Below are 24,619 nucleotides of genomic sequence, written 5' to 3'. Positions count from 1 at the left end.
TTTCCACAGGTCGCCGGTGTAACACAAGCCGTGTACGCGGCTATGTCACGCACACCCTCGTTCGCGTTACGATCCGATCATGCGCGTCGGCTACGGACGGGTCTCCACCCGCGACCAGCACCCCGAAGCCCAACACGACGCCCTCCAAGCGGCCGGCTGCGACGAGATCTTCATCGACAAAGCCTCCGGCAAGTTCGCCCGCCGTCCCGAGCTCGACAAGGCGCTGCTGTCGGCGAACCGCACGGGCGACCAGCTCGTCATCACCAAACTCGACCGGCTCGGCCGCTCCCTCGAGCACCTACTCGAACTGTCCGCCGACCTGCAGGCCCGCAGCGTCGCCCTGGTCGTGCTCGACCAGGGCATCGACACCTCCACGCCGTCGGCCGGATGTTCTTCCAGATCCTCGGCGCGATCGCCGAGTTCGAGCACGCGCTGATGTCCGAGCGCACGATGGACGGCCTCGCGGCCGCCCGCGCCCGTGGCCGCACCGGCGGGCAGAAACCCAAGCTCGGACCCCGCCAGGTGCAGCTCGCACGGGAGATGTACGACTCCGGCGACTACACCGTCCAACAGATCGCCGACGAGTTCGGCGTCACCCGCCCCACCATCTACCGCCACCTCGCCGCAGTTGCTGCCATGACCGTCGCCGATGCGAAGGTGGTTGTCAGGGGTAGCCGGTGAGCCGGCGAACGCGCAGGCAAGACCGCCGTCATTTCACCCCAGCCGCGTTGGCCGCCGGTCGCGGTGGGCAGATCACCCCTGCTGACTGCATCCAGGCGATCGACATCGTCTGCAGGCCATGTCACCGCGCCGGCCGGGGCGAACGACGGCTGGCGCGGTTTCTCCGCTACACCGATCCCGAGCAACTCGCACACGACATCGAGCAGACCGGCGACGGGGTGTGCGTTCAAGGGTGGGGACGTCATCAAGCCCGTGTCGAAGACGGGCTGCCCCATGGGCCGGTCTCGTACGTTCCGCAGTGGACCACCGACCCCACGACCGGGGTCGACAAGGTGCACCTCGAATGCGGGTCCTGTGGGCACCACAGGCAGATCACTCGGCCGCGCGTCCTCGCTGCGCTCAAAGCCGTACCAGTCGGCCCCGACGGCCGCGGCGTGTCGTCCGTCCCGCTTTGACCAGGTTCCAGCTAACCTGACGACTAGTAGCAGCGATGCCGGTTCATCGCACGGGGCCGATTACGGCGTGCGGGCGGAACCCCTTCAGCGAGGGGCTGTTCACTCTGCCCGCAAGGAAGCGCCACATGTCCGTCCACCTCGTCGTGCTTCTCCTCCTCGCCTTCGCGCTGATCTTCGCCGTCGGCCTAGCCGCTGCGCTTGTTGCCGCCTGGCTAACCCACGCAGACGGCGCCAGCACCACCAGTGCCATCCGGGCCGGCGGCCGTACCTTCGTCGCCGTCTGCATGCTCAGCTTCGCGGCCATCACCACCCTAGCCGCCGCGTTGAGCCTGTAACGGGTCAGCGGACCGGACCGTCCCGCGCCGACCGGCCACCGCACCTGTAGCCGATCACGGGCGCGGCGTTGCCTCCCACACTTTGTCCCGGTCTCCAAGAACTCAACCGGCACCCGGCGCAGGGTAGCCGGGGCGCTGACTCCGGATCAGCAAGCCATCCGCCGAACCCCCGCGCGGAAGGTGCGCGGCGTGACGTCAGCCCCCACCTTCATGATCAATCTCGCCGATAGCCCCGGTTCGATTGATCCCCGAGGCCGCTTTAGTTCGCCGACCCGGGCCGGGTTGACCTGCGCATCAGCCGCTGTCTGCGTTTGGCCAGCTGGCGCATGCGGCGGGCCCGCCGGTCTCCTCGCGAGCCCGCGGGGACTAGCCAGACGAGCCCGAGCAGCAGCGCGGCGAGACCTAGGCCGGACATCACGACGGCGGTGAGGTAGTGCAAGGCGAGATTCTTACCGCCCAGTTCGTCCCGGCTGGTGGCGACGCTCGGACGGTCCGGGTCGTAGACCATCGCGACCGTCCTGCCCACCGAGTGACTGCCGACGACTGATTCGGTGTACTCGACGCCCGCGACGTGGTACCGGACGGTCGCGGTGGAGTTTTGGCGGCTGTGCCTGCTCGACTCGACGACGCCCGTGGTGACGACGCCGTCCTGACGCAGCCCGTGGATCTTCGCGATCTCCATCGCCCCACCGGCTCCGAATGCCAGCAACACCGTGACGAGGGCGAGCCACAGCACGACACAGCCGGCGACCACCGCCGTGCGGTTCGCGTTCTTCGCCCAGGAAACCGGCATGACGTCGAGTGTCGAGGCGGTCGCAGGTCCGGCCAAGGCGGCGGCGCTGTCATCCGCGTGACCGTGACCCTCCTGCCCGCGACGGGTGTCCCCCGGCAGCGCGGTGCGATGCCGGTGGCCTCGGGTTGATCGTGAGACAGGATGTCCGACTCGGTGGGAGGCGATCCTTGGGGCGTGTGTAAGGTTGCCGACCCCGAGTTCACCCGTCGCTCAAACGGTTTCTCACATGGCTGCTTGTTTCGATTTCCATGAAGGTTGGACAACCCGACTCGGAATGGACGGAAAGCAGATCATGATGCGAATGCCGGTTCGTCCGGCCAGGCGGCGTCTTGCCGCTGGCCTGGTCGCGGCGGCCATTACCTGCGGTGTCGGCGGCGCGACTGTGGTGGGCACGGCGTCCACCGCGAATGCCGCGGGAAACTGCTGGGCCGCGGCCGTCGCCCAGCAGTACTGGTACAACAGGATCCAGAACGCCCCGAACCCGCTTGCCCACCCCGAGTGGTTCAACTACTACTACATGGCCAGTTCCATCCTGGCGACCTGTCCCCAGGCCCCGTAGATCGGGCACCTCGACTTCCGGGTCGCGGCGGACCCCAACCCGGCTGCGATGCGTGGCCGACGGTCGCCGCGAGGGCCGCGATACCGACCGGATCCATCCTGAGCCTCCTTCTACGAACCGCCTGTAGGCATGGAAGGGGCACGCAACGCGGCCAGCGTGAACTCGCCGCCGCTATTCGGCCGAACCACCGGCGTCTCCCGGGACCGGCTCCAGGTTGGCCGGGACAGAGCACGTCAAGAGATGTGACGGCAGTGCGGGCGGCACCGGACGGCTCGGGTGGTCAGAGAAGGTCCTCGAGTCGGGCGGCGACCTGGCGGTAGCGGCTGACCGGGACGAGGTGTACACCGGCGAAGGCGCCGCTGTCGCGTAGCCGTAGCACCTGGTCGCAGGCCGCTTCGACCCCGGCCGCCTGGTCCCGTTCGACTGCCTGGACGAGGTCGTCGGGGATGTCGATGTCGGGGATGGTCACGGCGAGGCGCCGCGCCATCCCGGCGCTGGCCAGAACCATGACGCCGGCGTAGATCGGCAGTTCGACCGGATGGGCGTCGCGCCAGCGCAGCAGGGCGTCCACCGAGTAGCTGACCTGTACGAACAGGAAGTCGGCCGCTCGTTTCCATGTGGGCAGTGGACGTAGGCCGGCCGCGGCGCCGACCCGGAACGCCGGCATGTCCGCGAAGACCGGATCCTCGCTGGCCGCGCGGGCCTCGTCCATCATCGCGCGCACGGTCAGGTCGCTGGTCCGGTTCCCGGCGGTGGGTTTGTCGCCGTGGACGAACAGGAACTCCTCGACGCCGTAGGCCGCGGCGGTGAGCAGGTCGCGGCGGAAACCGAGCAGGTTACGGTCGCGGGAGTTCACGCAGGCGATGCTGCGTCCCCCCATCGTCTGCACCTCGTGGGCGACGGCGATGCTCGACACCGTCGCGCGTCCGATGTGGTTGTCGGGGATCAGGAACGCGTCGGTGACGGGGCTCAGGACGCCGATCTGGTGGCGGGCGTGGGTCAGGTCCGGCCGGGTCGGCGGCTCGATCTCGCAGATCAGCTCGAAGCCGCGCACCGGACGTCCATGACCCGCCGTGGATTCCCGCATCCGGACAGGATAGGACGCCACGACCCGCGGCCGCTGCGACCCCAGGGGCGGGCCGATACCGCCACTCGCTCAGCTCACCCTCGTAGAGCGCCGGCACGGCGTCGTCGTCGACTGCCGGCCGGACGGGAGGATCAAGCCCCGGGACGCGGCTGCGTTCGCGGTCACGCTGGCGTTCACTCGCCGACCTCAGCGAGGAATGCCGGCTTCATCCAGGTATCGGTGCATGGCCTCCGCGGGAAGGCTTGGATTGCTCAGTGCGTGGGCCGCGATCTCTGGGTTCTCGCATCCTTCGAGAATGCGATCGACGGGCAGGGCGGGATGCGCGGCCGCCATGCCGCGTACGTCGCTGTCGGGGTCGTCCAGCAGCCGGACGACGGAATCGACTGGCGCGTCGGGATCGAGTCCCACCAGCCAGCGTCTCTTGGGGTCCGGGGCATCGGCGAAGCGGTGTCCGTTGCCAGCACGCGGGAAGTTCGGATGGTACAACAGATCACCTTTCGAGATGACATTGCATTCCAGGTACGTCTGGAGCACAACCTCGCCCGCGACTGTCGGCTGGTTCTCGCATAGCAGGAGCCGAACCGGGTAGTCGTCGTCATGAGACAGCAGCTCGACGGCGTCGTCCGGTAGGTTTCGGTTGTAGGCGGCGCTGCGGCGCAGCAGCGTGTTGGCTGACCCGGCGCACTGGCGCAAGACGTTCGGATCTTCGCAGAGAAGGACCCATTCAACCGGGTTGAGGCGGTCGCTCGGCCGGATGGAGATGTCGATGGCGGTGCGTTCGCTCTCGGTCAGTTCCGGTCGTACTGATACCGCCAGCCGAACGTCGTGCGCTTCGTCGTCCGCCAGGGTCCAGATGAGCTCGAAAGGCACGTTGAGGTTGGAAGCCAGTTCACGCCGATCCTCCTCATCGGAGCTTCTCGCAATCCGTTCGGCGGTGGTTCGACTCAGGGCTCCTCGCCGAATGACGTCCCACCTGCTGTAGCGGTCGATGTCTCCGTCAAGCAGAAGGTCGGCGTAGGCGGCGTCGTCGCGACAGGCCTGCATCGTGGCCGCGGTTCGCACCTTGTCGTCGGAGTCTTGGAGCAGGCGGTTGCGAGTGTCCCCGGACAGGAGCGACCACCGGGAACAAGCTGCCTGCCGAAGGTCCGCGTCCTCATGATCGGCAAGCGCGGCCACCAGGTGAGGGGCCGTGTGGCGGCAGAAGGCTGCGCCGCGTCGGACCAGCGGATCCGGGTCGGCAAGGAGGCGCCGCTGTGTGGGCTCTGGCAGCGGCGGTACGGGAACCCGGAACCAGTCGGGGCCGATGGCCAGGGAACGCCGGACCCGGGGATCAGGATCGTCCACGAGGCGGGCGCGCTGTTCGGCTGGGACGGCGACGTTGTCAGCGAACGTCTCCCGGAGCCGGTGGTCAGGATGGGCCACGATGGCGGCGATCACTTCATCCGGCAGGGCACGCCAGGCGATCATGTTCCAGGCCGCGGCTGCTTCCTCACAAAGCAGCCTGACCAATACCTCGGCTGGCGCCGCGGGGTTCCGCGCGATCGCGGCGATGGTCGCACGGCGACCGCGGCCTTCGCGCACAGTGTCTCCTCCTCGAGTTTCCGTAGCGCCGCAAGCCTGCCGACCGCCCTGGGCCGCGCCGAGGGCCCGGGCGCCCGGGGGGCGTTGCTTGACAGGTACTCCATCCGCGGCCGGTCCTTCTGCCACGGCAGCCCGAACGGGACCGGAGCCGCTAGAACACCCTTTCACGCATAGCGGGAAGAACCTGGCGCGTTTGGGATCCGGGAGCAACCCGACCGGCGGGAGGCAGGGTGTGCGCAGAGCGCGGACGCGCGGAGCACAGACGTGCCGAAGGCAGACACGCCGAGGGCGGACCGGGCGACGGAGCCGCGGACAGGCAGGCGTTCGAGGCCTTCATGGCCCAGACAGCCGACCGGCTGCTGCGCAGCGCGGTCCTGCTCGTCGGCGGCGACTGGGCGGCGGGCGAGGACCTGCTGCAGGGCGCGTTCGAGCGGACCTACCGCCACCGGCCCCGGATCGCCGGCGGCAACCCGGAGGCCTACGTCCGCCGCGCGCTGGCCAACGCGGCCGTCAGCCGCTGGCGTCGGCTGCGCGCCCGGGTCACCGGCCCTGAGCCCTATAACGAGGGGATGACCGTTTTCCTCTGTTCCAGGTGCGGCACCGCGATTACGCCGGAACTGGTGGAGCTTGTCGCTGTCCCTGACGTCTCAGACGTCGAGCGCGACCGGAACCGGGACAAGGAGACAGGACGGGCACCTTCCACCATCCCGCGGGGCCACTACGCGATCGACCCCGAGCCCTGGGGAGCTCCTTATGTCGTACAGGACGATCAGGGGAACCCGAAGCTAGCTCAGTCCCGCGGGCATCTGGTCGTCTATGAAGGAGCCTTCGTCATCTCGGCGGGCAGCCGGAACACAGTGCTGGTGCACCCCGACGACGCCGCCGACCTTCAACCACTGCCCAACTGGGAGAACAGTACGGGCTGCTGCGGACCGGCAGGCGACGCAGGACTCAACCGAGCCTGCCCCTGCGGTGCTCCGGTCGCGACCCTCGCGGCCGACTGCTACACGCCCTACGAACTGCACCTCGACCCCGTCCGCACATACGCGTTCTCCCAGTAAGACCGTGCGGCGCGCGTGGATGACGCGCACGACACGCCCGGCGAAGCCTGCCCACCCACCTTCTTCTGATCAGGAGCCGCCAGAAGCCCCAACCCTTCTCGTAACTATTCAGGTTTTTTCTCAGGGGCTTCGCCAGCCGCCGTTCCTGGTGGTCCTCGGCCCGCGCCGTGGGCTACAGGCGGGCGAGGAGTTCGGCCTTTTTCGCGGCGAACTCCTCGTCGGTGAGGATGCCGCGTTGGTGCAGGTCGCCGAGCCGGTCGAGGGTCGCCAGGACCGCGTCGGTGTCGGTCGCGGGCGGCGCGGTCCGCGAGGGCGGGGCGGGTGGCACGGGCGCCTGCTCGGGGGGCGCGGTCGACCGCGCGGGTGCGGGCGGAGCGGCAGGACCAGCGTCCGCGGCAGTCGCCGCGGCGGGCTCGGGGGCGGGTGGTGTCGTGGGGGCCGCCGGGCTCACCAAGGGCAGGCTTTCGATGGTGAACGTGCCGTGCTGGCTGGTGAACGACAGTGTGCCGGGCGGGCCGCCCTGCTGTTGTTGCACGCCGTGGATGGCGTGGTCGAGCGTGTCGTGGACGCGGACGGGCCCGCCGCCGCTCCGCACGGCCAGCCGCCTGACCTGGGGGAACACCGCGTAGCGGGTGTCGTTCTGGCCGCCGCTCGAACTGGGCCGTCCCAGCTCGCCTGGCCACCAGGTGTCCTGGTTCGCCTGGTGGACCGGCCCGGGCGTGCCCGTAGCGGCCGGGCCGGGCGCGGGTGTGTAGACGGGGGTGGATGCCAGCAGGCTCGACAGCTCGCGCGCGAGGCCGCTGACCGTCGCCCGCAGGTCGTCGTTGAACATGTCGGCGACCATCGTCATGCCGCTCGCCATCCACTGCCCGCCGCCGCCGAACTCGGGGTGGGAAAACTGCGCCATGGTGCCGTTGCCCAGCCGGACCGCCTCCAGCATGGCGCGCACCGCGTCGGTGCTCACGCCGTACTTGGCGGACAGATCCGCGACCGCCTGCTCGCCCTGGCTGGTCAATGTGCGCATGGTGCTCCCCTGGGCGTTTGACACCGTCCGCCCCAGGCTAAGGGGCCTGGCGAAGCCCTTCGCCGGATTTCTCATCTTCGGTGGGACGCCCACCCGTCTCGAGATCCCACCGGCCCTGGGAAGTCCCAGCTCACGGCATTGGCCAGTTCTCGTGGCCGGCTGGGACCGGACAGCCCGGACAGCCTGTCCCGCTGTCCGGGCTCACGCCTGCCGGTCTCGCGAACGCCGCTGCTGCCTCAGCGCGGCTGTGACGAGGCCGCGGGGTGTTCCCAGACCGCGCGGATCGTCTCGGCCGTCTCGGTGGCCTGGCGGGCTCCGGCCGCGTAGGCGGGCGCCCAGGTCGCCAGGGTGTGCAGGTCGGAACCGAAGACCCGCAGCGCGGCCGCGTCAGGGGCGATCGCGACCCTTCCGCCACCGGACGGCGTGCCCACACCGAACAGGTGCGCCAACGGCTCGATGACGATCAGCGCGCGGGCGTCGGGGGCGAGGTCGACGTTGCTGCCCGACCCCAGGGCGCCGTCCATGTACCGCCGCCCGCCGATCGTGACGGGTGGGAAGACCGCGGGCATGGCGCAGCTCGCCGCGACGACGGCCGGCAACGGCGCTTCGCCGTGGCGGTCCCAGACCCTGGGTTCGCCGGTGTCGACGTCGACCACCGGGATGAGCAGGTCGCGTTCCGGCCAGGTCCGCGCGCCGACGAGGGCTTCGATCCGCGTGACATGCGTCCGCGCGCTGATGGTCTCGCCGTTCGCCTCGGCCTCCACCGCGAGGTGCCCGATCCGGCGTCGGGCTTCGGCCGGCGCCAGATCGGCGTCGCCGAGCAGGCTGAGCACCGCCGCGAGCCGGCCTCCACCCGCCGGGGGCCAATCCCCCGGCGCCCTCGCGGTGGCCGGCACCCCGGAAGGGTCCGCCGGCCCGTCGGTGGTCCGGACCGCTTGGTGGCGGGCGAGATCCTGGCCAGTGGCGAGCATGGCGCCGACGATCGCGCCCGCCGAGGTGCCGATCAGGAGGTCGGCCTCGGCGAGGTCGACCCCGTGCTCGCGCAGCCCATGGGCGAGCCCGATCGTCCAGGCCGTGCCGACGACTCCGCCGGGGCCGAGGACGACGACCCGGTCACGCGGGTGGGAACGCTCCATGACCGGACACTCTGGAACCTCAGGGGCGCTTGAGGTCAACACCTCGCGCCGGGGTCTCGGCGAGGATGGCTCCGGACCACCACGCACCACCCGCTTGGGGCCATGACCGCGGTCACGTCGACCTGGGTGGCCGTGGGTGCGTGGGTGGAAGCTCGGACAGGAGGAGTCTCGATGAGCGAGGCAGCACCGGACGAGGTCGGCGCGGTCGGCGCCGTGGGCGGCGCCGTGGTGCGGGCGGCCGGTGGGGTCGTGTGGCGGCCGGCGGCGGGTGGGGGCACCGAGATCGTGCTGGTGCACCGGCCCAGGTATGACGACTGGTCGCTGCCCAAGGGCAAGGTCGACGACGGCGAGACGTGGCTGGCGGCGGCCGTCCGGGAGGTCGACGAGGAGACCGGTCTTCAGGTCGAGGTCGGCGCGCCCCTCGGCGACGTGGCCTACCAGGTGCGCCGGCACGGGGCCGTGGCCGGCAAGGTCGTGCGCTACTGGGCGCTGCGGGCGACCGGGGGCGTGTTCACGCCGAACGAGGAGGTCGACGAGCTGCGCTGGCTGCCACCCGCCGCGGCCACGGCCCTGCTGTCCTACGACCTCGACCGGGAGATCGTGGAAAGGTTCCTGCGCCATCGGGCGGCCGGCCCGGCGCCCGCCAGGTCCTGACCGGTCTCGGACCGGCCCGTCGGCGCTCCTGCCCCTCCAGCGGAAGGCGGCATCCCGCGTGTATGCCATGCAGTACGAGCTCACCCTGCCCGCCGACTACGACATGACGATCATCCACCGGCGGGTGGCCAAGGGGGGCCATCTCCTCGACGACCGCGCCGGGCTGGGGCTGAAGGCGTACGTCATCCGCGAACGCGGGGTCGACGGCTCGCCGGTCAACCAGTACGCGCCCTTCTACCTGTGGAACGACGCCGGCGCGATGGCCCGGTTCCTGGTCGGCGACGGCGGGTTCCACAACATCGTCCGGGATTTCGGGCGTCCGGTGGTGCGGCACTGGACGGGCATCGCCTGCCACGCGGGCCCCGGTCGTGTGGCGTTTCCCAGGGCGGCCTCGCGTCGCCTCGTCCCGATCGCGGCCCCCGGCTCCGGACCGGATCCCGCCGGGCCGGAGCTGGCGGAGGGGATCGAACGGGAGCTCGCCGAGCTTCGCGAGTTTGCTCGCCGCGACGACGTGCACACCGCCGCGCTGGCGTTCGACCCGCATCACTGGCAGCTGGCTCGGTTCGTCCTGTGGTGGGACTCCGCGACCGCGGACGAGGAGGCGACCGAGCGCTACCAGGTCCTGCACCTTTCCGCGCCCGGCCTGGACCGCCTGCCGGAGGGCCGGGCCTGGTAACGGCACCCAAGGAACAGTGGAACGAGAAGTCCTGGTAAGCGATGGCCGAGAGCGGCAGCGTCGCCATCAGCGAGTCCTCGCCCGTGAAGGTCAGGCCTTCTACCGTCGAGATCGTGACTTCTCTGGATTCGGAGGCGGCGCGGGAGGCGCTGCTGACCGAGACCGATCTGCTGGCCGATCTCTATCGCGACTGCGATCCCACCACGCCCGTCCCGACCTGCCCGGGCTGGACTCTGGCCACTCTGGTCGCCCACGTCGGCGGCGCGCACCGCTGGACCGCGACGCTGGTGACCCGCCGGAGCACCGAGAACATCGACTTCGCCGGGGTCCCGGACGTGCGGCGGCCACGCGAGCAGCAGGCCGCGGCCGAGTGGTTGCGCGACAGCGCCCGCCAGATCATCACCGCGGTCGGCGCGACCGGTTCCGATGTACCGGTGTGGACCCCGTTCGGAGTGCCGCGACCGGCGGAATGGTGGATCCGGCGACGGCTGCACGAAAGCACCGGGCACCGCGCCGACGCGCTGCTGGCGCTCGGCCGCGAGGTGGTCATGGCACCCGCGATCGCCACCGACGGCCTGTCCGAACTGCTGGACCTGATCGCGATCGGATCGCCCTGGTTCGAAACACCGTTGGAGGACGGGAACACCCTGACATTGACCGCGACCGACAGCGACGCGATCTGGTCCGTCACTCGTAGCGGCGGCACCGTCGCGTGGACCGGGGTACCCGCGGCGGCCACGGTGACCGTCTCCGGTGCCGCGGTCGATCTGTATCTGCTGGCACTGCGCCGGATATCCGCCGACAATACTCGGCTGGCGATCTCCGGCGATCCGAAGGTACTCGACACCTGGCTCGACCGAACCGCCTTCTGATCCACCCACACCACTGCGAGACGCAGGAAGCGGGCCCGGGTTACAAACCGTCAGACGGCGCTGCGACCGCCGTCCACGTTGAAGATCACGCCGTGGAGGAAGCTGGCCTCGTCACTGGCAGGAAAGCGACAGTGCGCGCGATTTCCGTGCGGAACCACAGAGATATGATCAAGGCCGCCGACGCCACACCAGCACGAGGACCGCCACACATTCATGAGCGATAACAGAGGAGACGCGCGTCGTTCTGGACGGCGGTGGCTGCTGACGGTGGCAGGGCTGGCGGGGCTGGGCGCGGTCGCGGCGGTGGTCGCGATCTGGCATCTGCCAGCCTGGATGTACCCGGCGGCCGGCGACGCCGAAGCCCGGGCCACGCTGCAGGGCGGGCTGCTCACCGCGACCGCGGCGTTGACGGCGGTGGCGGGTGGCCTGATCGCATTGGACGAGACACGGCAGGCGAACGCCGAGACGAAGCGCGCGAACGAGGCCGCGGACGTGCGGGAGCGGGCGGCGAACGCGAACACCCACGTGCGCGAGTTCTACGCGACCGCGATCAGCCTGCTCGGCTCGGACACCCTCGACGTGCGCCTGGGCGGCCTGTACGCCCTCGAACGCATCGCGGTCGACTCGCCGGCCGACCACCGCATCGTCGTCGAGGTCCTGTCCGCGTTCGTCCGCGAACACGCCCGTCCACCGGAGTCGGACCCGGCCGGGACACCCCCACCGCCGATTCCCGCACAGGATCGACCACCCGCGACCGATGTGCAGACCGCGCTCAGCGTGCTGGGACGCCTGCCGACGCGGGAAGGAATCCCACGCGCGGATCTCGCCGATGCGCACCTGCCCGCCAGCAGGCTCGATGGGGCCAACCTCTCCGGTGCGCGGCTGAGCAGGACCAACCTCGCGGGCTCCACCCTCCTGGGAACGAACCTCTCCGGAGCCCGGCTGCACTCGGCGAACCTCACTGGCGTCTGGCTGGCGGACGCGGACCTGACCGAAGCCGACCTCTGCTGGACGGACCTCACCCACGCCAACCTTCATGGCGTGGACCTCACCGGTGCCAGATTGGACGGCGAGAGCCCCTGGCACGGGCCCGCGGTGGTGACCTCCGAACAGGTGGCAGAAGCCAAGGGAAACGCGGACACCGCTTTGCCACCAGGAGTCGACCGTCCCACCGAGTGGACCCAGCCGTAGGCGCTCTGTCACCTCGCCACGGTTTGTCTCGGTCTCCGTAACGCCCGAGGTTTGGTGACTGGTGGCCATGGCCCCTGCCAGAAGGAGGCCAGTACTGTGCCGGCCGAGGCGGGAAGGTGTCCTCGGGCCGGCCGAGGGCGGGTAGGGCGCCGCCTATCCGTCGTCGGCCGGCCGGGCCAGCGGGCGCCCGAAGGTCCGTCCTGGCTACGGGAGGCGCCAGTCGACGGGCTGGGCACCCTGCTGGAGGAGCAGGTCGTTGGCGCGGCTGAACGGGCGGGAACCGAAGAAGCCCCGGTCCGCGGAGCGCGGCGACGGGTGGGCCGACTCGATCGTCGGTGTCCCGTCGAGGAAGGGCTTCAGGCTGCGCGCGTCGGCGCCCCACAGGATCGCGACCAGGGGCTTGCCCCGGGCGGCCAGGGCCCGGATCGCCTGCTCGGTGATCTGCTCCCAGCCCTTGCCCCGGTGCGAGCCGGGCTTGCCCGGCGCCGTCGTCAGCGCCCTGTTGAGCAGCAGCACACCCTGGCGCGTCCACGGCGTCAGGTCGCCGTTCGAGGGCTGGGGCACGTCGAGGTCCGCGCGCAGTTCCTGGAAGATGTTCACCAGGCTGCCGGGCAGGTTCTTCACCTCGGGGGCGACGGCGAAGCTGTAGCCGATGGCCATTCCCGGTGCCGGGTAGGGGTCCTGCCCGACGATCAGCACCCGTACCTCGTCGAAGGGCTGCTGGAAGGCCCGCAGGACGTTCGGTCCGGCGGGAAGGTAGCGGCGGCCGTCCGCGATCTCCGCGCGCAGGAAGTCACCCATGGCCGTGATCCGCTCGGCCACCGGCTCCAGGGCCGCGGCCCAGCCTGGTTCGACGAGTTCCGGTAGTGGTTGCGCTGACATGGTTGATCACCCTACTGGGCGGCTGTGACAACCCGGCCGGGCGGCGCGGCGGCGGGCCCGCTCCCGAAGCGTCCAGGACCACACGGCATGCTGGCCGCATGACACGGCGCGGGCACGGGGGCGAGGACCTGGCATGACGGCGGGGTTTCGCCGGCCGCCGCGGCACGACCACGACGCGGGCGGCCCCGCGCAGGTGCTCGCGGCGAAGGCGGCACTGCGCGACGAGGTGTGGTCGGCGATGGTGGCCGCGAAGGTGGCCCGCTTCCCCGGCGCCGTGGGCCGCATCCCCAACTTCGTCGGCGCGGAACGGGCCGCCGAGCGGCTGCGCGCGACACCGCAGTGGCGGCGTGCCCGCACGGTCAAGGCGAATCCCGACGCCGCGCAGTGGCCGGTGCGCCAGCGCGCCCTGGAGGACGGGAAGCTGGTCTACATGGCGGTGCCGAGGCTGGCCGACCCGGCGCCGTTCTTCGTGCTCGACCCGGACCACCTCGCCGACACCCCGCGCAGGGCCGCCTCGATCAAGGGCGCGTCGGCGTCGGCGCGCCGGGTGTCGGTGGAGGAACTGACCGCCGTGGACCTCGTCGTCACCGGCTGTGTCGCCGCCGGCCGTGACGGCGCCCGGCTCGGCAAGGGCGGTGGCTTCGCGGACCTGGAGTTCGCGCTGGCCGGCGAGGCCGGCCTGGTCGGACCGGACACGGCCGTCGTGACGACGGTCCATGACCTGCAGCTCCGCGCGGCCGGCGTCATCCCGACGCTCGGGCACGACGTCGGCCTGGACCTGGTCGTCACGCCGGCCGAGGTGCTTGACTGCCGTTCCCGACGGCCGGCGCGGACGGCCGCCTCGGTCCGCTGGGACGAGCTGACCGAGGAAAAGATCGCCGCGATCCCGTTGCTGGCCGCGCTCCGGCCACGCGAGCGGCGCTCGCCCTGATCCTCGCTCTCGCCGGCTCGCGGGCCTTGAACCCGCGAGAAAGACTGGCGACGATCACCGTATGGCGAAGTCCTCGGTGTCTGCCTGGCTGCCCGTCCTCCTGGCCGACTTCGGAGGATCTCACCGTGCTGCTGACCTCGGCGGGGAGCGCTGAGGTCGAGCCGGTTACCGCTCCCGGACCGCGTAGGTCAGGTGGGTCACGCGCTGCGTCGGTTCCGCGCGGACCGGTTCCAGGGCCACGCGGCCCGCGTCCACGCCCTCGAACAGGCGGATTCCGGAGCCGAACAGCACGGGTGCGAGCGCGATCGTGAACTCGTCGATCAGGCCGGCGTTCACGTATTCCAGGATCGTCGCGCCGCCGCCCGCGATGCGGACGTCGCGGTCGCCGGCGGCCTCGCGGGCCTGGTCGAGCGCGGTCTCGATGCCGTCGTTGACGAAGTGGAAGGTGGTCCCGCCCGGCCGTTCCCAGGGGTCACGCTTCTCGTGCGTCACGACGAAGACCGGTGTGTGGAACGGCGCATCCTCCGGCCACATCTGCTCGCCGGCGTCGAACATGCGCTTGCCCATGACGCTCGCGCCGGTGCGCTCGAACGTCTCCCGCGCGATGTCGTTGTCGCGGCCCTCCTCGCCGCCCTCGCCGAGCTTCAGGTTCTCCCGGAAGAACCGCAGCGGGAAGGCCCACTGCTGCAGTTCCATCCACTGCTGCCCCATCAGGTCCCCGAGGGACTCGGGCGCGATGAAACCGTCCAGCGACATCGACACGCTGAAGAACACCTTCCCGGCCATCAGTCCTCAACTTCCTTCCGAACGGTCTCGGTGACGTAGGCAGCCAGGTTGCCCAGGGTCTGCTGGCCGCCCTCGATCGCGTGGTACTTCTCGACCGCCTCGTCGCGCAGCTCCTTGGTGGGGAACACCGTGCGCATCTCGATCCGGGTCGCCGCCCCGTCGGGCGCGAACGTGAGGACCGACTCGAAGGCGTTCGGGTCGCCGCGGGACTCACCGTGGCGCAGCGCGATCCGCTCCGGCGGGGTGATCTCGGTCCAGGAGATCCACTCCTGGTAGTCCGTCCCGTCCGGCCCGTGCATCACGAAGTCCCACTCCCCGCCGACGCGGAACTCGAAGGACCGCGTGGTGGTGGTGAACCCCTCCGGTCCCCACCACCGCGACAGGTGCCGCACCTCGGTGAACGCCTCGAACACCAGCTCCCGTGGGGCGTCGATGACCCGGGAGATCACGATCTCCCGGTCGGCCGTCGCCGGCTCCGCCCGCGTTTGTTGCCCTGCCTGCGCCATCGGTCATTCCTCCTGCCGTGTCTGCTTGAGGTCCTGCACGTAGGCGTCCAGCCGGTCGAAGCTCTCGTTCCAGAACCGCTCGAACCCGCCGGTCCACTCGTGGACCGGTCGCAGCCCGCGGGCGTCAAGGCCGTACAGGCGCTGCTTGCCTGCCTTGCGGTCCCGCACCAGCCCGACCTCCCGGAGCACCCGCAGGTGCTTGGACGCCCCCGGCTGGGTCATCCCCAGCTCCTGGGCCAACTCGGTCACCGGCCGCTCACCCGCCCGCAGCAGCACCAGGATCTGCCTGCGCTGCGGCTCGGCGATCGCGTTGAAGACGTCCGACGTCGTCGCTGCTCGTGCCATGGGCACCATCGTATGCCGATATCGGCATACGTCAAGCCCGCAGGAATCAGGCGGGTCCTGTCAGATGACGATCGTGACGGTGGCCCGTGGGCCGGTCGTCAGGAGCCGAGGGGGTGCCCGGTGGTGGCGTCGACGTGGTCGGGGATCTCGTCGTGGCGGTCGCCGACCGTCGAGGTGCCGGTGGGCTCGAACAGCAGGATCGAGGCGCCGGCGGGCGCCGACGGCCGGTGCTCGGTGCGCCGCGGGACGGTGAAGACCGCGCCCTGGGGCAGCCGGACGGTACGTTCCCCGGCCGGCTCGCGCAGGTCGATGTACAGCTCCCCGGCGAGGACGAGGAAGAACTCGTCGGTGTCGTCGTGGACGTGCCAGAGGTGCTCGCCGGCGACCTTGGCGACGCGGACGTCGTAGTCGTTGACCTGGGTGACGATGCGTGGGCTCCACAGCGCGTCGAACGAGGCCAGGGCGGTGTCGAGGCTGATGGGTTCGCGGGCCATGGGGGGATCGTCCCGGCCCGCGGGGGCCCTCGGAAGTGCTAGGAATCGCACATGTCGCAAGGTTCCTCGCAGCCGGGCCCGGCGGCGCCGCACCGGGTGGTCGTGATCGTGGACGAGAACTCGAACCCGTTCGAGCTCAGCTGCGCCATCGAGGTCTTCGGCCTGCGCCGTCCCGAGCTCGGCCGCGACCTGTACGACTTCTCCCTCTGCTCACCGGAGCCGGGCACGCGGATGCGGGACGGCTTGTTCACCCTCACCGGGGTCGCCGGCCTCGCGGCGGCCGACGCGGCGGACACCCTGATCGTCCCGAACCGGCCGGACGTCGAGGTTCCCCGCCGCCCGGCGGTGCTCGACGCCGTCCGGCGGGCGCACGCGCGCGGCGCGCGGCTGGTCGGGTTCTGCAGCGGCGCGTTCACCCTCGCCGAGGCGGGGGTGCTCACCGGTCGGCGGGCGACGGCCCACTGGATGTGGGCGGCGTCCTTCCGGGCCCGTTTCCCGGCGGTGCGGCTCGAACAGGACGTGCTGTTCGTCGACGACGGCGACATCCTCACCGCGGCGGGCAGCGCGGCGGCCCTCGACCTGGGGCTGCACATCGTCCGCCGCGACCACGGGGCCGAGATCGCGAACGCGGTCAGCCGGCGGCTGGTGTTCGCCGCGAACCGGGACGGCGGGCAGCGGCAGTTCATCGAGCGCCCGGTGCCCGACGTTCCGGACACCTCGCTCGCCCCCGTTCTGGCCTGGGCGCAGCGGCGGCTCGACCGGCCGCTCGCGGTGGCGGACCTCGCGGCGCGGGCCGCGGTCAGCCCGGCGACGCTGCACCGCCGGTTCCGCGCGCAGCTGGGCACGACCCCGCTGGCCTGGCTGACCGGGGAGCGCCTCGCCCTGGCCTGCCGGCTGATCGAGCGGGGCGAGTCCCGCGTCGAGGTCGTCGCCCGCCGCAGCGGCCTGGGCAGCGCCGCCACCCTGCGCGCCCTGATGCGGCGAGAGACCGGCCTGTCCCCGTCCGAGTACGGCCGCCGTTTCGGCCCCTGAAGAACGTCGGAACGGGATCGTCCAGCCTCTAGACGAGGCACCTGATCGGCGCTTCCGCGCCCGGTCAGGCGTCTCAGCTGGTGATGCCGACCCGGGTGGCGAAGGCCCGCAGCCCGGCTGGGCGGGCACCGGGGGCGGCCAGCAGGTCACTGGCGAGGTCGCGGACCACGGGCCGAGCGCGAACCTCCTCGGGGGCGGCGGCTTCGGCCCGGCGCAGCGCCTCCCAGGCGTTGGCCGGTTGGCGCAGCTGGGCGAGAGCCAGGGCGACGTCGACCCAGTAGCGGCCGGCGCGTTCCGGCGTGAGGCCCGCCGCGGGGGTGACGCCGCGGGCGTGGGTGAGGGCATGGCCGGCGTCGCCGAGCGCGAGCGCGGCCGAGACCTGGTAGAGCGCGATCTGTGTCGCCTCCGGCGTGCCGGCTTCCGCGCGGGCGGCGGCCTCGCCAAGCAGCACCCCCGCGGCGTCCCGATCGCCGGCGCCAGCCGCAGTGTAGCCGGCGGTGCACAGCAGCCGGGCATGCAGCCGGCCGGCCCGAGGGTCGGCCACCAGATGTGGCGACAGGGCGTCGGCGGCGTCGACGGCGAGGGTGAGGGCACGGTCGCGGCGGCCGGCACGGCGGGCGAGGATGACCAGCATCCGGGTCGCCTCGGCCAGCGCGACAGGGTCGCCGGACGGCCGGGCGGCGGTGACGGCCCGGTCGGCCGCGACCCAGGCGAGATGGTCCACTCCGGTCTTGATACCGAGGTGCGCGGCGAGCGCTGCGGCGTCTGCGTAGAGGGCCCCAGCTGGGGGCGGCTCGGTGGCGGCCGTGGTCTGCGCGAGGGCGAGGAGTTTGGGTAGCCGTTCGCCGAGGCGTTGATAGGCGGCGGCGGCGAAGTCGGACTGCGCGTCTGCGAGCATGCGGCGCAGGACCGGCAGCGGGACGGGCCGCAGGTCGCCAGGCGGGATGAGCAGCGCCTGCTCCAGGCTGATCGTGATCTGGTCGGTCAGACTGTGGGCCGGCAGGCCGGCTGATGCTCCCAGGAAGCCGGCGGGTACGGCGGCGAGCAGGTGGCGGCGCAGCAGCACCTGGTGGTCCTCCCTCGACCCGGGGATGATCCCGCCAACCCTAGCGGTGATCGACCTGGCAGTCGGGGAGCTCGCGTCGAGGCCCAGGTGCTGGAGCGGGATCGCGAGCAGGTCGGCGAGGCGGCGCCGGGTCTCCAGGTCGAGGCGGATGACCCCGGTCTCCCAGCGTGACACCGTGGACGCTGCGCAGCCGACCAGGTCGCCAAGCTGGCCCTGGGTCAGGCCGCGCGCCTTGCGGGCGCGGCGCACGACGGCACCGGGGTCCTGCACGGTGTCGTGAGGCAACACGTCCGTACCCGTACCAATTGTGATCTTCTGATGTGCGGAGGGTAGCCGATCGGTAGGGGTGGACCTAGCGGATTTGCGTGATCCGCACAGACCTGTGCTGATGGTGCTCGAAGGCTGTTCCGGGTGGGTGGAGGCCGGTGGGATGGAGGCATCTGGACGCGCCGCGTCCCCGGAAAAGGGAGCCTTGATGGCCACCATTCAGTCCACCCAGTCCGCTGATCCCCTCGTTGAGCTTGGCCGGTACTTCGCGGTGGCGGCCGCCAGGGCCGCGGGCGGCGAGGAGACCCCGATGTTCTCCGGCTACATGGACGCGGCCTGGCACCGTCTCCTCAAGGAGGACCCGGCCGGCTACACCGCCCTGGCCGCCGAATACGCGGGAGGGCCGGTCGAGCACCTTCCCGCGGTCGGCACCGGTCTGGTCGAATGGGTCGGCGCCTACGAGGAGGCGTACGGCCCGCTGCCCGACGTGTGGTTCACCGACGCCGCGGGCGTCCTCGACGTCGACGCCCGCGACGCCTACCGGGCCGCCGGGCAGGTCATCGCCTCCTGGGACTGCAAGCCCGGCCTGCCCGCGCCCCGACCTCCGGCGGACACGCGCGCCGGCTGCTGAAACACCACGGCCCTCGGTGGCGGTTCCCAGCGACCCCCTCTGGGGGCGGCCACCGAGGATGCAGGGAGGTTCGCTGATGTTGCATCCACTTGCTCCCCATGACCCGCGCGTCACCGAGCTGGACCTGTCCGGCTATCTCGACACGGTCGCCGTCCACTGCCCGTTTCTGGCACCGGCCCGCGCCGCCGAGACGCTGGTGTGGCGCTGCTACCTCGCGGCCCCGCCCGTCGATGACCAGATCGTCCCGGCGCTGTCTGGCCTGGTCCTGGAGGCGGCCGAACGCGTACGCACCGCACGCGCCAGCGCGGGCCGGCTGGTCTGCGAGAACATCGCCGTGCTCGGCGACGCCCCGCCCACCCTGTGGGTCGACCTGCTGGCCTGGCCACACTGGATCATCAAAGCGCTTTTCGCCTCAACCGGCCTCATGATCGGAAAATTCTGGCCGGGAGAGGACTCCACCGACCGGTTCGGCCGGGCAATTCCTTCACCGCCGGCGGCCTTCTTCTCGGTACGCCCGGCGATGGCGACCCGTGATCCTCGACTGGTGGCCGACACCACCCCGGGGATCGCCGAGCAACTCGCCGCGGCTCACGACGACGGCTTGCCGGTCTTCGACCAGGTGCCGGGCCTTGGCGGCACCCCGGTGACCGCGGCAGCCACCCTTGACGCCTGGCCCCAGCTGACGGCTTGGGCGACACGCCAACTCCGCGCCGCCAGAGGCTGACCATGCGCGGTGCATCCTGAGGGCGTGGAGGAAACCCTGCGCGCACTCGAGGCCGCCCTCGGATGCGGCATCCGGTCGGCGGCACCGGTCACCGACCGCCGACGCGGCGCGGCGGTCTACCACGTCGAGCACACCCACGGACAGCTCGCCCTCAAGACCGGACCGGCGGCCGGCCGGGAGGCCGCGGTACTGACCGCACTGGCCGAGCTCTACCCGGGCTATCTGCTGGCCGCCGGCGAGGGATGGCTTGCGCTGCGATGGTTGACCGGGCCGACGACCAGCGAGCTGTTCGCCGCTGGGCGCGCGGACCCCGCTGCCCGCCCTCGGGCGCTGGCCGCGGCCAGCGAGCTCGCGGCGGCGGTCGCCGACCTGCACGCCGTCGGCTGGCGTCACGGCGATCTGCAGCCCCGCCACGCCCATCACGAGGGTCTCGGCGCCGCCCAGCTGATCGACTTCGGGATCGCGCACCCTCCTGCCGGTGACCTGCGCACGCCGCCCTGTCCATACCGGGGCGGAATGGCGCACTTCGCCGCGCCGGAGCTCGCGGCGACCCTCGCCGTCACGCCGGCTGACGCCGGCGTGCCGCTCACCGAGGCCGCCGAGGTGTACACGCTCAGCGCGGTCCTCTTCTACCTCGCGGCCGACCGTCTTCCCGTGGACTACGCGGCCGTCGGCCTCGACCGCGCCACCGCGTCCGTAGCCGATCTCCACCGTGTCCTCGCTGGCGGCCCGACCGGCGATGTCCGCGGGGACCTGGCCGGATGGCCAGAACTCGCTGACCTACTTACCGCTGGGATGAACCCCGACCCCACGGGTCGGCCCGCGGCCGCCGACTTTCGCCGGCTTGCGGCGCTCTCTGCCTGACAGCATGGGCAGCGCTCAGCCGTGATCTTCGACCCGGTGCTACTTGCTGCCGGCGGGCCTGGTCAAGGGAGGCCCGACCGCCGGACGCCGAAGAGACGTCCAGTGGAGCCCAGAGCGCTGGCTTCGCTGTCCTAACCACGTACGGCGGGTGGCGGGTACAGCCGTCCTTGCGCCCCGCTTCGGCCCGGGCGCTGGCTGACGGCGCTGTCCTGGCCGGCTCCTGATCCTAGGCACGTCCCGGCGGTCGCGTTGCCTCAGCCTTGTTCCATCATCTTGCGCCGCCCGGGCGCTGCGGGATGGTTCGAACGCGTACGGCACATGTCATTCACAGGTTCCCCTCATGCGTGCACAGGATTACCACGGGTTTGGCACAGGGGACGGAACTAGCGTGACGACTACGCGGCTGAGCTGGGAAAACAGGTCAGCGGAACCTCCCGGGCCGGCCGCGGAAAGGAGTCCGAAGAACCGGGCTTTGTTTTTCCGTCCGTAGACCTAGGAGAAGTCCCGTGGGTGTTTCCAAGAATGTGCTCCGTTCGGTTTCCGTCGTGGTGGCGGGAGCGACGGTCGTCGGCGCGGCGGCGCTGCCCGCCAGCGCCGCCGTCGGGTCGACGGCGCACAAGCCGGCCGTCGTCGCGCAGTCGAGCCCGGCTCGTCAGCAGGTGCGGGTGGACATCGCGATCGCGGCGGCGTCGGTGCCGGCGGGGGCGCGGGCCGTGCTGGTCCGCAACGTCACGACGGGCGCCGTCGTCGGTGTCTACCCGCTGACCGGAGGCAGGGTGACCCACATGACGGTGACGGTGCCGGTCGGGACGACGCTGGATATCACCGCGCTGGCGGCGGCGAACGCGAACCGGCCCGCAAACCTCGGCACCGTGCGGGTTGTCGTGGGGGCCAAGGGCTCGACCGCGGCGGGGAACACGGTGACGGTCACGTTCCGCAAGGGGTCGAAGCCGCTGGCGACGCCGAGCGCAGCCCTGGGCTGGCAGGGGGCGAAGGTCTCCGTGCGCTGACCCGGCGCCGGCTCGGGCCGGAGGCGGGCCGGCGCGCGGAGGGCGCCGCGCCTCCGGCCTGCCCCGACCCGGTCAGAAGCCCAGGTCGCCGAGGCTGGGATGGTCGTCGGGGCGGCGGCCGGGCGGCCAGTGGTAGGCGCGGTCCTGCGGGCGGATCGGGAGGTCGTTGATGCTGGCATGGCGCACGCGCATCAACCCGTCGCCGTCGAACTCCCAGTTCTCGTTGCCGTAGGAGCGGTACCAGGTGCCCGAGTCGTCGTGCCACTCGTAGGCGAAGCGGACGGCGACGCGGTCGCCGTCGAAGGCCCACAGCTCCTTGATGAGCCGGTAGTCGAGCTCCCGGGCCCATTTCCGGGTGAGGAACGCGACGATCTCGTCGCGGCCGTGGACGAACTCGGCCCGGTTACGCCACCGGCTGTCGACGGTGTAGCCGAGCGCGACCTTCCCGGGGTCCCGGGTGTTCCACGCGTCCTCCGCGAGCCGCACCTTCTCGATCGCGCTGTCCCTGGTGAACGGAGGTACCGGAGGCCGGCGGGTCATCGTTCCTCCTTCATCGGGCCACGCGGAGTCGTCGCCAGCCGCGACAGCCGAGCCGACAGCCACTCCCTTCAGTGTTTGGGACGCTACAGAAGGTCGGTCCGCGCTGTCCACGCCGCGGCGGCCAGGGCGGCCGACGGTCCAGGCGCGCCAGTGCCGGCGGCCCGACCACCCGCCGAGGCGCAGGGCGGCGGGACGCTCGGTCTGGCCGGCGCGGGCCGGCCAGGATCACGGCCGGCTTCGCCATCACCGCGACCCGCGCGAAGCCGGGCCGACCTGGGTCAGGCGGCCTGGGCGTCGGGCCGCAGGGCGGGGCCGAGGAGGAGCCCGCCGTCCACGACGAACTCCGAGCCCGTGGCGAAGGACGCGTCCGCCGAGGTGACGAAGAGGAGAAGACGCGTGATGTCGGCCGGGTCGCCGAGCCGGGGGATGGCGTAGGGATCGGGCGAGTAGAAGTCCGCGATGGGTGCCTGGCCCGGGACGGTCGGTTCGTTGATCAGCGGCGTGGAGATGACGCCCGGGTGGATCGCGTTGACCCGGATACCGTCGCGGCCGAGTTCCAGCGCGGCGGTCCTGGTCAGGCCCCGCACCGCCCACTTGCTGGCGACGTAGGGCGCGTAGAGCGGCGTGCCGCCGTGCCCCATCGTGGACGCGATGTTGACGATCACCCCGCCGCCGTTGCGGCGCATCGACGGCGCCACGGCCTTGATTCCCAGGAACGTGCCGGTGAGGTTGATGCCGAGGATCCGGTCCCAGACCCGGCGCTCGGTGCCCTCGATCGGCACGGCGGGGTTCTGCGCGCCGGCGTTGTTGACCAGCACCGCGATCGGGCCGAAGCGCCGCTCGGTCTCGGCGACCGCGCCCGCCCAGGCCTGCTCGTCGGTGACGTCCAGGCGGACGAACAGGGCCCGCCCGCCGAGCTCCGTGGCGAGTGCGCGGCCGGGTCCTTGCGCGATGTCGGCGATGACGACGTTCGCTCCCTCCTCGTGGTAGGCCCGGACGTGGCTGGCGCCCTGCCCTCCGGTGCCCCCGGTGACGAGGACGGTCTGGCCGTCGAAGCGTCCCATGACGTGGTTCCTTCCGCGAGCACGTGGTGAGTCGGTTGACTCGCCATCGCACGCTAGGTGTCCGACGGATGGTGAGTCAAGTGACTCGCCTCGCATATGCTGCCGTCATGCCCACGGAGCCCTCGGCCTACCACCGGCGCGTCGCCGAGCAGAAACGGGCGGCCATCACCGAGGCCGCCACCCGGCTGTTCCTCGACTCCGGGTATGACGGCACCTCGCTGGCCAAGATCGCCGAGGCGGCCGGGGTGTCGAAGGCGACGCTGTTCAAGCAGTTCCCGACCAAGGCGGCGCTGTTCGACGCGATCGTGACCGAGTCCTGGAAGGTCGAGGACGAAAGCGAGCTGCATCCGCCGACCGGCGACCTGCGCCAGGGCCTGACGACGATCGGCCGTCGCTATGTCGCCCTGCTCACCCGCCCCGGGATGGCGGCCCTCTTCCGGATCGTCATCGCCGAACTGCCCCGGTTCCCCGAGCTGGGCGAAACCCACTTCAGCCGCGGCAAGATGCCCTACTTCGACTCGGTCCGCCGCTACCTGGACGCCGAGCACGCGGCAGGCACGGCCACGCTGGAGGACACGGAACTGGCCACCACCCAGTTCCTCGGGATGATCTCCAACCATGTCTTCTGGCCCCGGATGCTGCTCCCGCGCTGGGCACCCGACGAGGCGTCGATGGCGCGGGTCGTCGACGAGGCCGTACTGACCATGACCGCCAGGTACGGCACGCCGACGACCGCCGCCGGCTGAGCCACGCGCCCGAGACCAGGGCGGCGATCGAACCCGGGCCGCTTCCGCGCGCGGCGCCACCGAACCAGCGGCACCACCGCCAGTGACGACCACGAATACCGGTCCGGGAACTCGGACCGGCCGAGTAGCTCGACACACGACTCGGCCGGTCTGACCGGCCGACCGGCACCCGGGCCGCTCAGTCGCCGAGGACGGGCAGGTCCAGGTGGCGCAGCCGGTCCTGGCCGGACCACGCGTCGATCTCGGTGATCCGGCCGCCGGTGACCGTGAACGCCATGACGGCCGCCGGTCGGCCGTCGACGGTGACGACGACCCCGGTGGTGCCGTTGACCAGCGCCGGATGGAGCACGGAGGCCGGGTTGGCGAACATGAGCGCGTTTCTCGCGACCTGGTGGGCGCCACGGCGCACGCCGGCGGCCGCGGCCACGCCCGCCGGTGTCGCGAGAGTGCCGATGTCGGCGCGCAGCACGACGTCGGGGTCGAGGACGGCGAGCAGCCCTTCGAAGTCGCCGCCGCGGGCGGCGGCGAAGAACGCCTCGACGACCGCGCGCTGCCGGGCCCGGTCCACACCGGTCACGGGTTCCGTCGCCGGCCCCGCGCCCGCCCCCCCCGCGCCCCCGCCCCCG

28 protein-coding genes and 1 pseudogene are annotated in these 24,619 nt (G+C 71.5%); 15 read left to right on the top strand and 14 right to left on the bottom strand.

The features are described 5' to 3' along the window. The first annotated feature begins 79 nt into the window (after positions 1 to 79). Positions 80 to 681: pseudogene (locus I6A81_RS46135) on the top strand (recombinase family protein). Between the two features lie 580 nt (positions 682 to 1,261). Beyond that, complete coding sequence (locus I6A81_RS12100) at positions 1,262 to 1,471, top strand: hypothetical protein (RefSeq protein WP_203002917.1); 210 nt, start codon at positions 1,262 to 1,264, stop codon at positions 1,469 to 1,471. Between the two features lie 259 nt (positions 1,472 to 1,730). Here the strand turns inward: I6A81_RS12100 and I6A81_RS12095 are convergent, their stop codons facing one another. Beyond that, positions 1,731 to 2,264 (bottom strand): DUF3592 domain-containing protein, encoded by a 534-nt coding sequence (locus tag I6A81_RS12095; protein ID WP_203002918.1) that lies wholly within the window; start codon positions 2,262 to 2,264, stop codon positions 1,731 to 1,733. A gap of 301 nt (positions 2,265 to 2,565) precedes the next feature. On the opposite strand from I6A81_RS12095, the gene I6A81_RS12090 reads away from it, so the two are divergent. After that, complete coding sequence (locus I6A81_RS12090) at positions 2,566 to 2,823, top strand: hypothetical protein (RefSeq protein ID WP_203002919.1); 258 nt, start codon at positions 2,566 to 2,568, stop codon at positions 2,821 to 2,823. A gap of 280 nt (positions 2,824 to 3,103) precedes the next feature. On the opposite strand, the gene I6A81_RS12085 is transcribed toward I6A81_RS12090, so the two are convergent. Together I6A81_RS12085 and I6A81_RS12080 are read right to left on the bottom strand one after the other, a co-directional pair. Continuing rightward, a complete protein-coding gene (locus tag I6A81_RS12085; protein ID WP_203002920.1) occupies positions 3,104 to 3,910 on the bottom strand; it encodes a methylenetetrahydrofolate reductase in 807 nt (268 codons plus the stop codon). A 186-nt stretch (positions 3,911 to 4,096) separates the two neighbouring features. Further along, positions 4,097 to 5,491, bottom strand: a complete 1,395-nt coding sequence (locus I6A81_RS12080) for a HEAT repeat domain-containing protein (RefSeq protein WP_203002921.1) — start codon at positions 5,489 to 5,491, stop codon at positions 4,097 to 4,099. A gap of 335 nt (positions 5,492 to 5,826) precedes the next feature. Here I6A81_RS12080 and I6A81_RS43240 point away from each other — a divergent pair, with 335 nt between their 5' ends. Further along, the gene (locus tag I6A81_RS43240; RefSeq protein ID WP_238429052.1) at positions 5,827 to 6,552 is read left to right on the top strand and encodes a sigma factor; all 726 of its coding nucleotides are present in this window, start codon (positions 5,827 to 5,829) and stop codon (positions 6,550 to 6,552) included. Positions 6,553 to 6,724: 172 nt separating this feature from the next. On the opposite strand, the gene I6A81_RS12070 is transcribed toward I6A81_RS43240, so the two are convergent. Both I6A81_RS12070 and I6A81_RS12065 read right to left on the bottom strand, forming a co-directional pair. Further along, entirely contained in the window at positions 6,725 to 7,576 is an 852-nt protein-coding gene (locus tag I6A81_RS12070) for an SHOCT domain-containing protein (protein ID WP_203002922.1), read from the bottom strand. Between the two features lie 236 nt (positions 7,577 to 7,812). Continuing rightward, positions 7,813 to 8,712 (bottom strand): patatin-like phospholipase family protein, encoded by a 900-nt coding sequence (locus I6A81_RS12065; protein WP_203002923.1) that lies wholly within the window; start codon positions 8,710 to 8,712, stop codon positions 7,813 to 7,815. Between the two features lie 171 nt (positions 8,713 to 8,883). On the opposite strand from I6A81_RS12065, the gene I6A81_RS12060 reads away from it, so the two are divergent. The 4 genes from I6A81_RS12060 to I6A81_RS12045 all read left to right on the top strand — a co-directional run bounded on the left by I6A81_RS12060 (position 8,884) and on the right by I6A81_RS12045 (position 12,105). Continuing rightward, a complete protein-coding gene (locus I6A81_RS12060; protein ID WP_203002924.1) occupies positions 8,884 to 9,366 on the top strand; it encodes an NUDIX hydrolase in 483 nt (160 codons plus the stop codon). Between the two features lie 58 nt (positions 9,367 to 9,424). Further along, positions 9,425 to 10,042, top strand: coding sequence for a DUF4865 family protein (locus I6A81_RS12055; protein WP_407661288.1), 618 nt, complete (start codon positions 9,425 to 9,427; stop codon positions 10,040 to 10,042). A 113-nt stretch (positions 10,043 to 10,155) separates the two neighbouring features. Continuing rightward, positions 10,156 to 10,914, top strand: coding sequence for a maleylpyruvate isomerase family mycothiol-dependent enzyme (locus I6A81_RS12050; protein WP_307874616.1), 759 nt, complete (start codon positions 10,156 to 10,158; stop codon positions 10,912 to 10,914). 267 nt (positions 10,915 to 11,181) lie between these two features. Further along, a complete protein-coding gene (locus I6A81_RS12045) occupies positions 11,182 to 12,105 on the top strand; it encodes a pentapeptide repeat-containing protein (protein ID WP_307874615.1) in 924 nt (307 codons plus the stop codon). 204 nt (positions 12,106 to 12,309) lie between these two features. On the opposite strand, the gene I6A81_RS12040 is transcribed toward I6A81_RS12045, so the two are convergent. Then, positions 12,310 to 12,987: a uracil-DNA glycosylase gene (locus I6A81_RS12040; protein ID WP_203002927.1), complete on the bottom strand. Its 678-nt coding sequence runs from the start codon at positions 12,985 to 12,987 to the stop codon at positions 12,310 to 12,312. Positions 12,988 to 13,120: 133 nt separating this feature from the next. On the opposite strand from I6A81_RS12040, the gene I6A81_RS12035 reads away from it, so the two are divergent. Further along, entirely contained in the window at positions 13,121 to 13,918 is a 798-nt protein-coding gene (locus I6A81_RS12035; protein ID WP_203002928.1) for a 5-formyltetrahydrofolate cyclo-ligase, read from the top strand. 165 nt (positions 13,919 to 14,083) lie between these two features. Here the strand turns inward: I6A81_RS12035 and I6A81_RS12030 are convergent, their stop codons facing one another. From I6A81_RS12030 to I6A81_RS12015, 4 genes are all read right to left on the bottom strand, one after another. Then, positions 14,084 to 14,704 (bottom strand): dihydrofolate reductase family protein, encoded by a 621-nt coding sequence (locus I6A81_RS12030; protein WP_203002929.1) that lies wholly within the window; start codon positions 14,702 to 14,704, stop codon positions 14,084 to 14,086. Further along, positions 14,704 to 15,210: an SRPBCC family protein gene (locus tag I6A81_RS12025; protein WP_203002930.1), complete on the bottom strand. Its 507-nt coding sequence runs from the start codon at positions 15,208 to 15,210 to the stop codon at positions 14,704 to 14,706. The genes I6A81_RS12030 and I6A81_RS12025 overlap by 1 nt, the downstream gene beginning before the upstream one ends. A gap of 3 nt (positions 15,211 to 15,213) precedes the next feature. Then, entirely contained in the window at positions 15,214 to 15,555 is a 342-nt protein-coding gene (locus I6A81_RS12020) for an ArsR/SmtB family transcription factor (RefSeq protein ID WP_203002931.1), read from the bottom strand. 98 nt (positions 15,556 to 15,653) lie between these two features. Beyond that, positions 15,654 to 16,049 carry a cupin domain-containing protein gene (locus tag I6A81_RS12015; RefSeq protein WP_203002932.1) on the bottom strand — a complete coding sequence of 132 codons (396 nt, stop codon included), beginning with the start codon at positions 16,047 to 16,049 and terminating at the stop codon, positions 15,654 to 15,656. A 51-nt stretch (positions 16,050 to 16,100) separates the two neighbouring features. On the opposite strand from I6A81_RS12015, the gene I6A81_RS12010 reads away from it, so the two are divergent. Then, positions 16,101 to 17,081 carry a GlxA family transcriptional regulator gene (locus I6A81_RS12010; RefSeq protein ID WP_203002933.1) on the top strand — a complete coding sequence of 327 codons (981 nt, stop codon included), beginning with the start codon at positions 16,101 to 16,103 and terminating at the stop codon, positions 17,079 to 17,081. A gap of 73 nt (positions 17,082 to 17,154) precedes the next feature. Here the strand turns inward: I6A81_RS12010 and I6A81_RS12005 are convergent, their stop codons facing one another. Further along, entirely contained in the window at positions 17,155 to 18,435 is a 1,281-nt protein-coding gene (locus tag I6A81_RS12005) for a helix-turn-helix domain-containing protein (RefSeq protein ID WP_203002934.1), read from the bottom strand. A gap of 187 nt (positions 18,436 to 18,622) precedes the next feature. Here I6A81_RS12005 and I6A81_RS12000 point away from each other — a divergent pair, with 187 nt between their 5' ends. The 4 genes from I6A81_RS12000 (at position 18,623) to I6A81_RS11985 (ending at position 21,643) form a co-directional block, all read left to right on the top strand. Beyond that, positions 18,623 to 19,045: a hypothetical protein gene (locus I6A81_RS12000; protein WP_203002935.1), complete on the top strand. Its 423-nt coding sequence runs from the start codon at positions 18,623 to 18,625 to the stop codon at positions 19,043 to 19,045. A gap of 76 nt (positions 19,046 to 19,121) precedes the next feature. Further along, positions 19,122 to 19,769: a hypothetical protein gene (locus tag I6A81_RS11995; RefSeq protein ID WP_203002936.1), complete on the top strand. Its 648-nt coding sequence runs from the start codon at positions 19,122 to 19,124 to the stop codon at positions 19,767 to 19,769. 24 nt (positions 19,770 to 19,793) lie between these two features. Further along, on the top strand, positions 19,794 to 20,633 hold the full coding sequence (locus I6A81_RS11990) for a protein kinase family protein (protein ID WP_203002937.1): 840 nt from the start codon (positions 19,794 to 19,796) through the stop codon (positions 20,631 to 20,633). Between the two features lie 506 nt (positions 20,634 to 21,139). Continuing rightward, positions 21,140 to 21,643 (top strand): transcriptional regulator, encoded by a 504-nt coding sequence (locus I6A81_RS11985; protein ID WP_203002938.1) that lies wholly within the window; start codon positions 21,140 to 21,142, stop codon positions 21,641 to 21,643. Positions 21,644 to 21,715: 72 nt separating this feature from the next. On the opposite strand, the gene I6A81_RS11980 is transcribed toward I6A81_RS11985, so the two are convergent. Beyond that, positions 21,716 to 22,183, bottom strand: coding sequence for a nuclear transport factor 2 family protein (locus I6A81_RS11980; protein WP_203002939.1), 468 nt, complete (start codon positions 22,181 to 22,183; stop codon positions 21,716 to 21,718). A gap of 278 nt (positions 22,184 to 22,461) precedes the next feature. Continuing rightward, positions 22,462 to 23,247, bottom strand: coding sequence for an SDR family NAD(P)-dependent oxidoreductase (locus tag I6A81_RS11975; RefSeq protein WP_203002940.1), 786 nt, complete (start codon positions 23,245 to 23,247; stop codon positions 22,462 to 22,464). A gap of 107 nt (positions 23,248 to 23,354) precedes the next feature. Here I6A81_RS11975 and I6A81_RS11970 point away from each other — a divergent pair, with 107 nt between their 5' ends. Then, positions 23,355 to 23,993, top strand: a complete 639-nt coding sequence (locus tag I6A81_RS11970) for a TetR/AcrR family transcriptional regulator (protein ID WP_203002941.1) — start codon at positions 23,355 to 23,357, stop codon at positions 23,991 to 23,993. A gap of 178 nt (positions 23,994 to 24,171) precedes the next feature. Here I6A81_RS11970 and I6A81_RS43235 read toward each other — a convergent pair. Next, positions 24,172 to 24,619: nuclear transport factor 2 family protein (locus tag I6A81_RS43235; protein ID WP_238441488.1), on the bottom strand; the 448-nt coding region annotated here is incomplete at its 5' end.

It is taken from the genome of Frankia nepalensis (assembly GCF_016786325.1).
GTDB classification, from domain to species: domain Bacteria; phylum Actinomycetota; class Actinomycetes; order Frankiales; family Frankiaceae; genus Pseudofrankia; species Pseudofrankia nepalensis.
Note: the sequence above shows the minus strand (reverse complement) of the source record. Positions and strands in the feature narration are given on the sequence as shown.

Excerpts from the sequence above, each read along its gene's own strand:
- I6A81_RS12100 (WP_203002917.1), top strand. The coding sequence starts at position 1,262 with ATGTCCGTCCACCTCGTCGTGCTTCTCCTCCTCGCCTTCGCGCTGATC.
- I6A81_RS12095 (WP_203002918.1), bottom strand. The coding sequence starts at position 2,264 with ATGCCGGTTTCCTGGGCGAAGAACGCGAACCGCACGGCGGTGGTCGCC.
- I6A81_RS12090 (WP_203002919.1), top strand. The coding sequence starts at position 2,566 with ATGCCGGTTCGTCCGGCCAGGCGGCGTCTTGCCGCTGGCCTGGTCGCG.
- I6A81_RS12085 (WP_203002920.1), bottom strand. The coding sequence starts at position 3,910 with ATGCGGGAATCCACGGCGGGTCATGGACGTCCGGTGCGCGGCTTCGAG.
- I6A81_RS43240 (WP_238429052.1), top strand. The coding sequence starts at position 5,827 with ATGGCCCAGACAGCCGACCGGCTGCTGCGCAGCGCGGTCCTGCTCGTC.
- I6A81_RS12070 (WP_203002922.1), bottom strand. The coding sequence starts at position 7,576 with ATGCGCACATTGACCAGCCAGGGCGAGCAGGCGGTCGCGGATCTGTCC.
- I6A81_RS12065 (WP_203002923.1), bottom strand. The coding sequence starts at position 8,712 with ATGGAGCGTTCCCACCCGCGTGACCGGGTCGTCGTCCTCGGCCCCGGC.
- I6A81_RS12060 (WP_203002924.1), top strand. The coding sequence starts at position 8,884 with ATGAGCGAGGCAGCACCGGACGAGGTCGGCGCGGTCGGCGCCGTGGGC.
- I6A81_RS12040 (WP_203002927.1), bottom strand. The coding sequence starts at position 12,987 with ATGTCAGCGCAACCACTACCGGAACTCGTCGAACCAGGCTGGGCCGCG.
- I6A81_RS12035 (WP_203002928.1), top strand. The coding sequence starts at position 13,121 with ATGACGGCGGGGTTTCGCCGGCCGCCGCGGCACGACCACGACGCGGGC.
- I6A81_RS12030 (WP_203002929.1), bottom strand. The coding sequence starts at position 14,704 with ATGGCCGGGAAGGTGTTCTTCAGCGTGTCGATGTCGCTGGACGGTTTC.
- I6A81_RS12025 (WP_203002930.1), bottom strand. The coding sequence starts at position 15,210 with ATGGCGCAGGCAGGGCAACAAACGCGGGCGGAGCCGGCGACGGCCGAC.
- I6A81_RS12020 (WP_203002931.1), bottom strand. The coding sequence starts at position 15,555 with ATGGCACGAGCAGCGACGACGTCGGACGTCTTCAACGCGATCGCCGAG.
- I6A81_RS12015 (WP_203002932.1), bottom strand. The coding sequence starts at position 16,049 with ATGGCCCGCGAACCCATCAGCCTCGACACCGCCCTGGCCTCGTTCGAC.
- I6A81_RS12010 (WP_203002933.1), top strand. The coding sequence starts at position 16,101 with ATGTCGCAAGGTTCCTCGCAGCCGGGCCCGGCGGCGCCGCACCGGGTG.
- I6A81_RS12000 (WP_203002935.1), top strand. The coding sequence starts at position 18,623 with ATGGCCACCATTCAGTCCACCCAGTCCGCTGATCCCCTCGTTGAGCTT.
- I6A81_RS11995 (WP_203002936.1), top strand. The coding sequence starts at position 19,122 with ATGTTGCATCCACTTGCTCCCCATGACCCGCGCGTCACCGAGCTGGAC.
- I6A81_RS11980 (WP_203002939.1), bottom strand. The coding sequence starts at position 22,183 with ATGACCCGCCGGCCTCCGGTACCTCCGTTCACCAGGGACAGCGCGATC.
- I6A81_RS11975 (WP_203002940.1), bottom strand. The coding sequence starts at position 23,247 with ATGGGACGCTTCGACGGCCAGACCGTCCTCGTCACCGGGGGCACCGGA.
- I6A81_RS11970 (WP_203002941.1), top strand. The coding sequence starts at position 23,355 with ATGCCCACGGAGCCCTCGGCCTACCACCGGCGCGTCGCCGAGCAGAAA.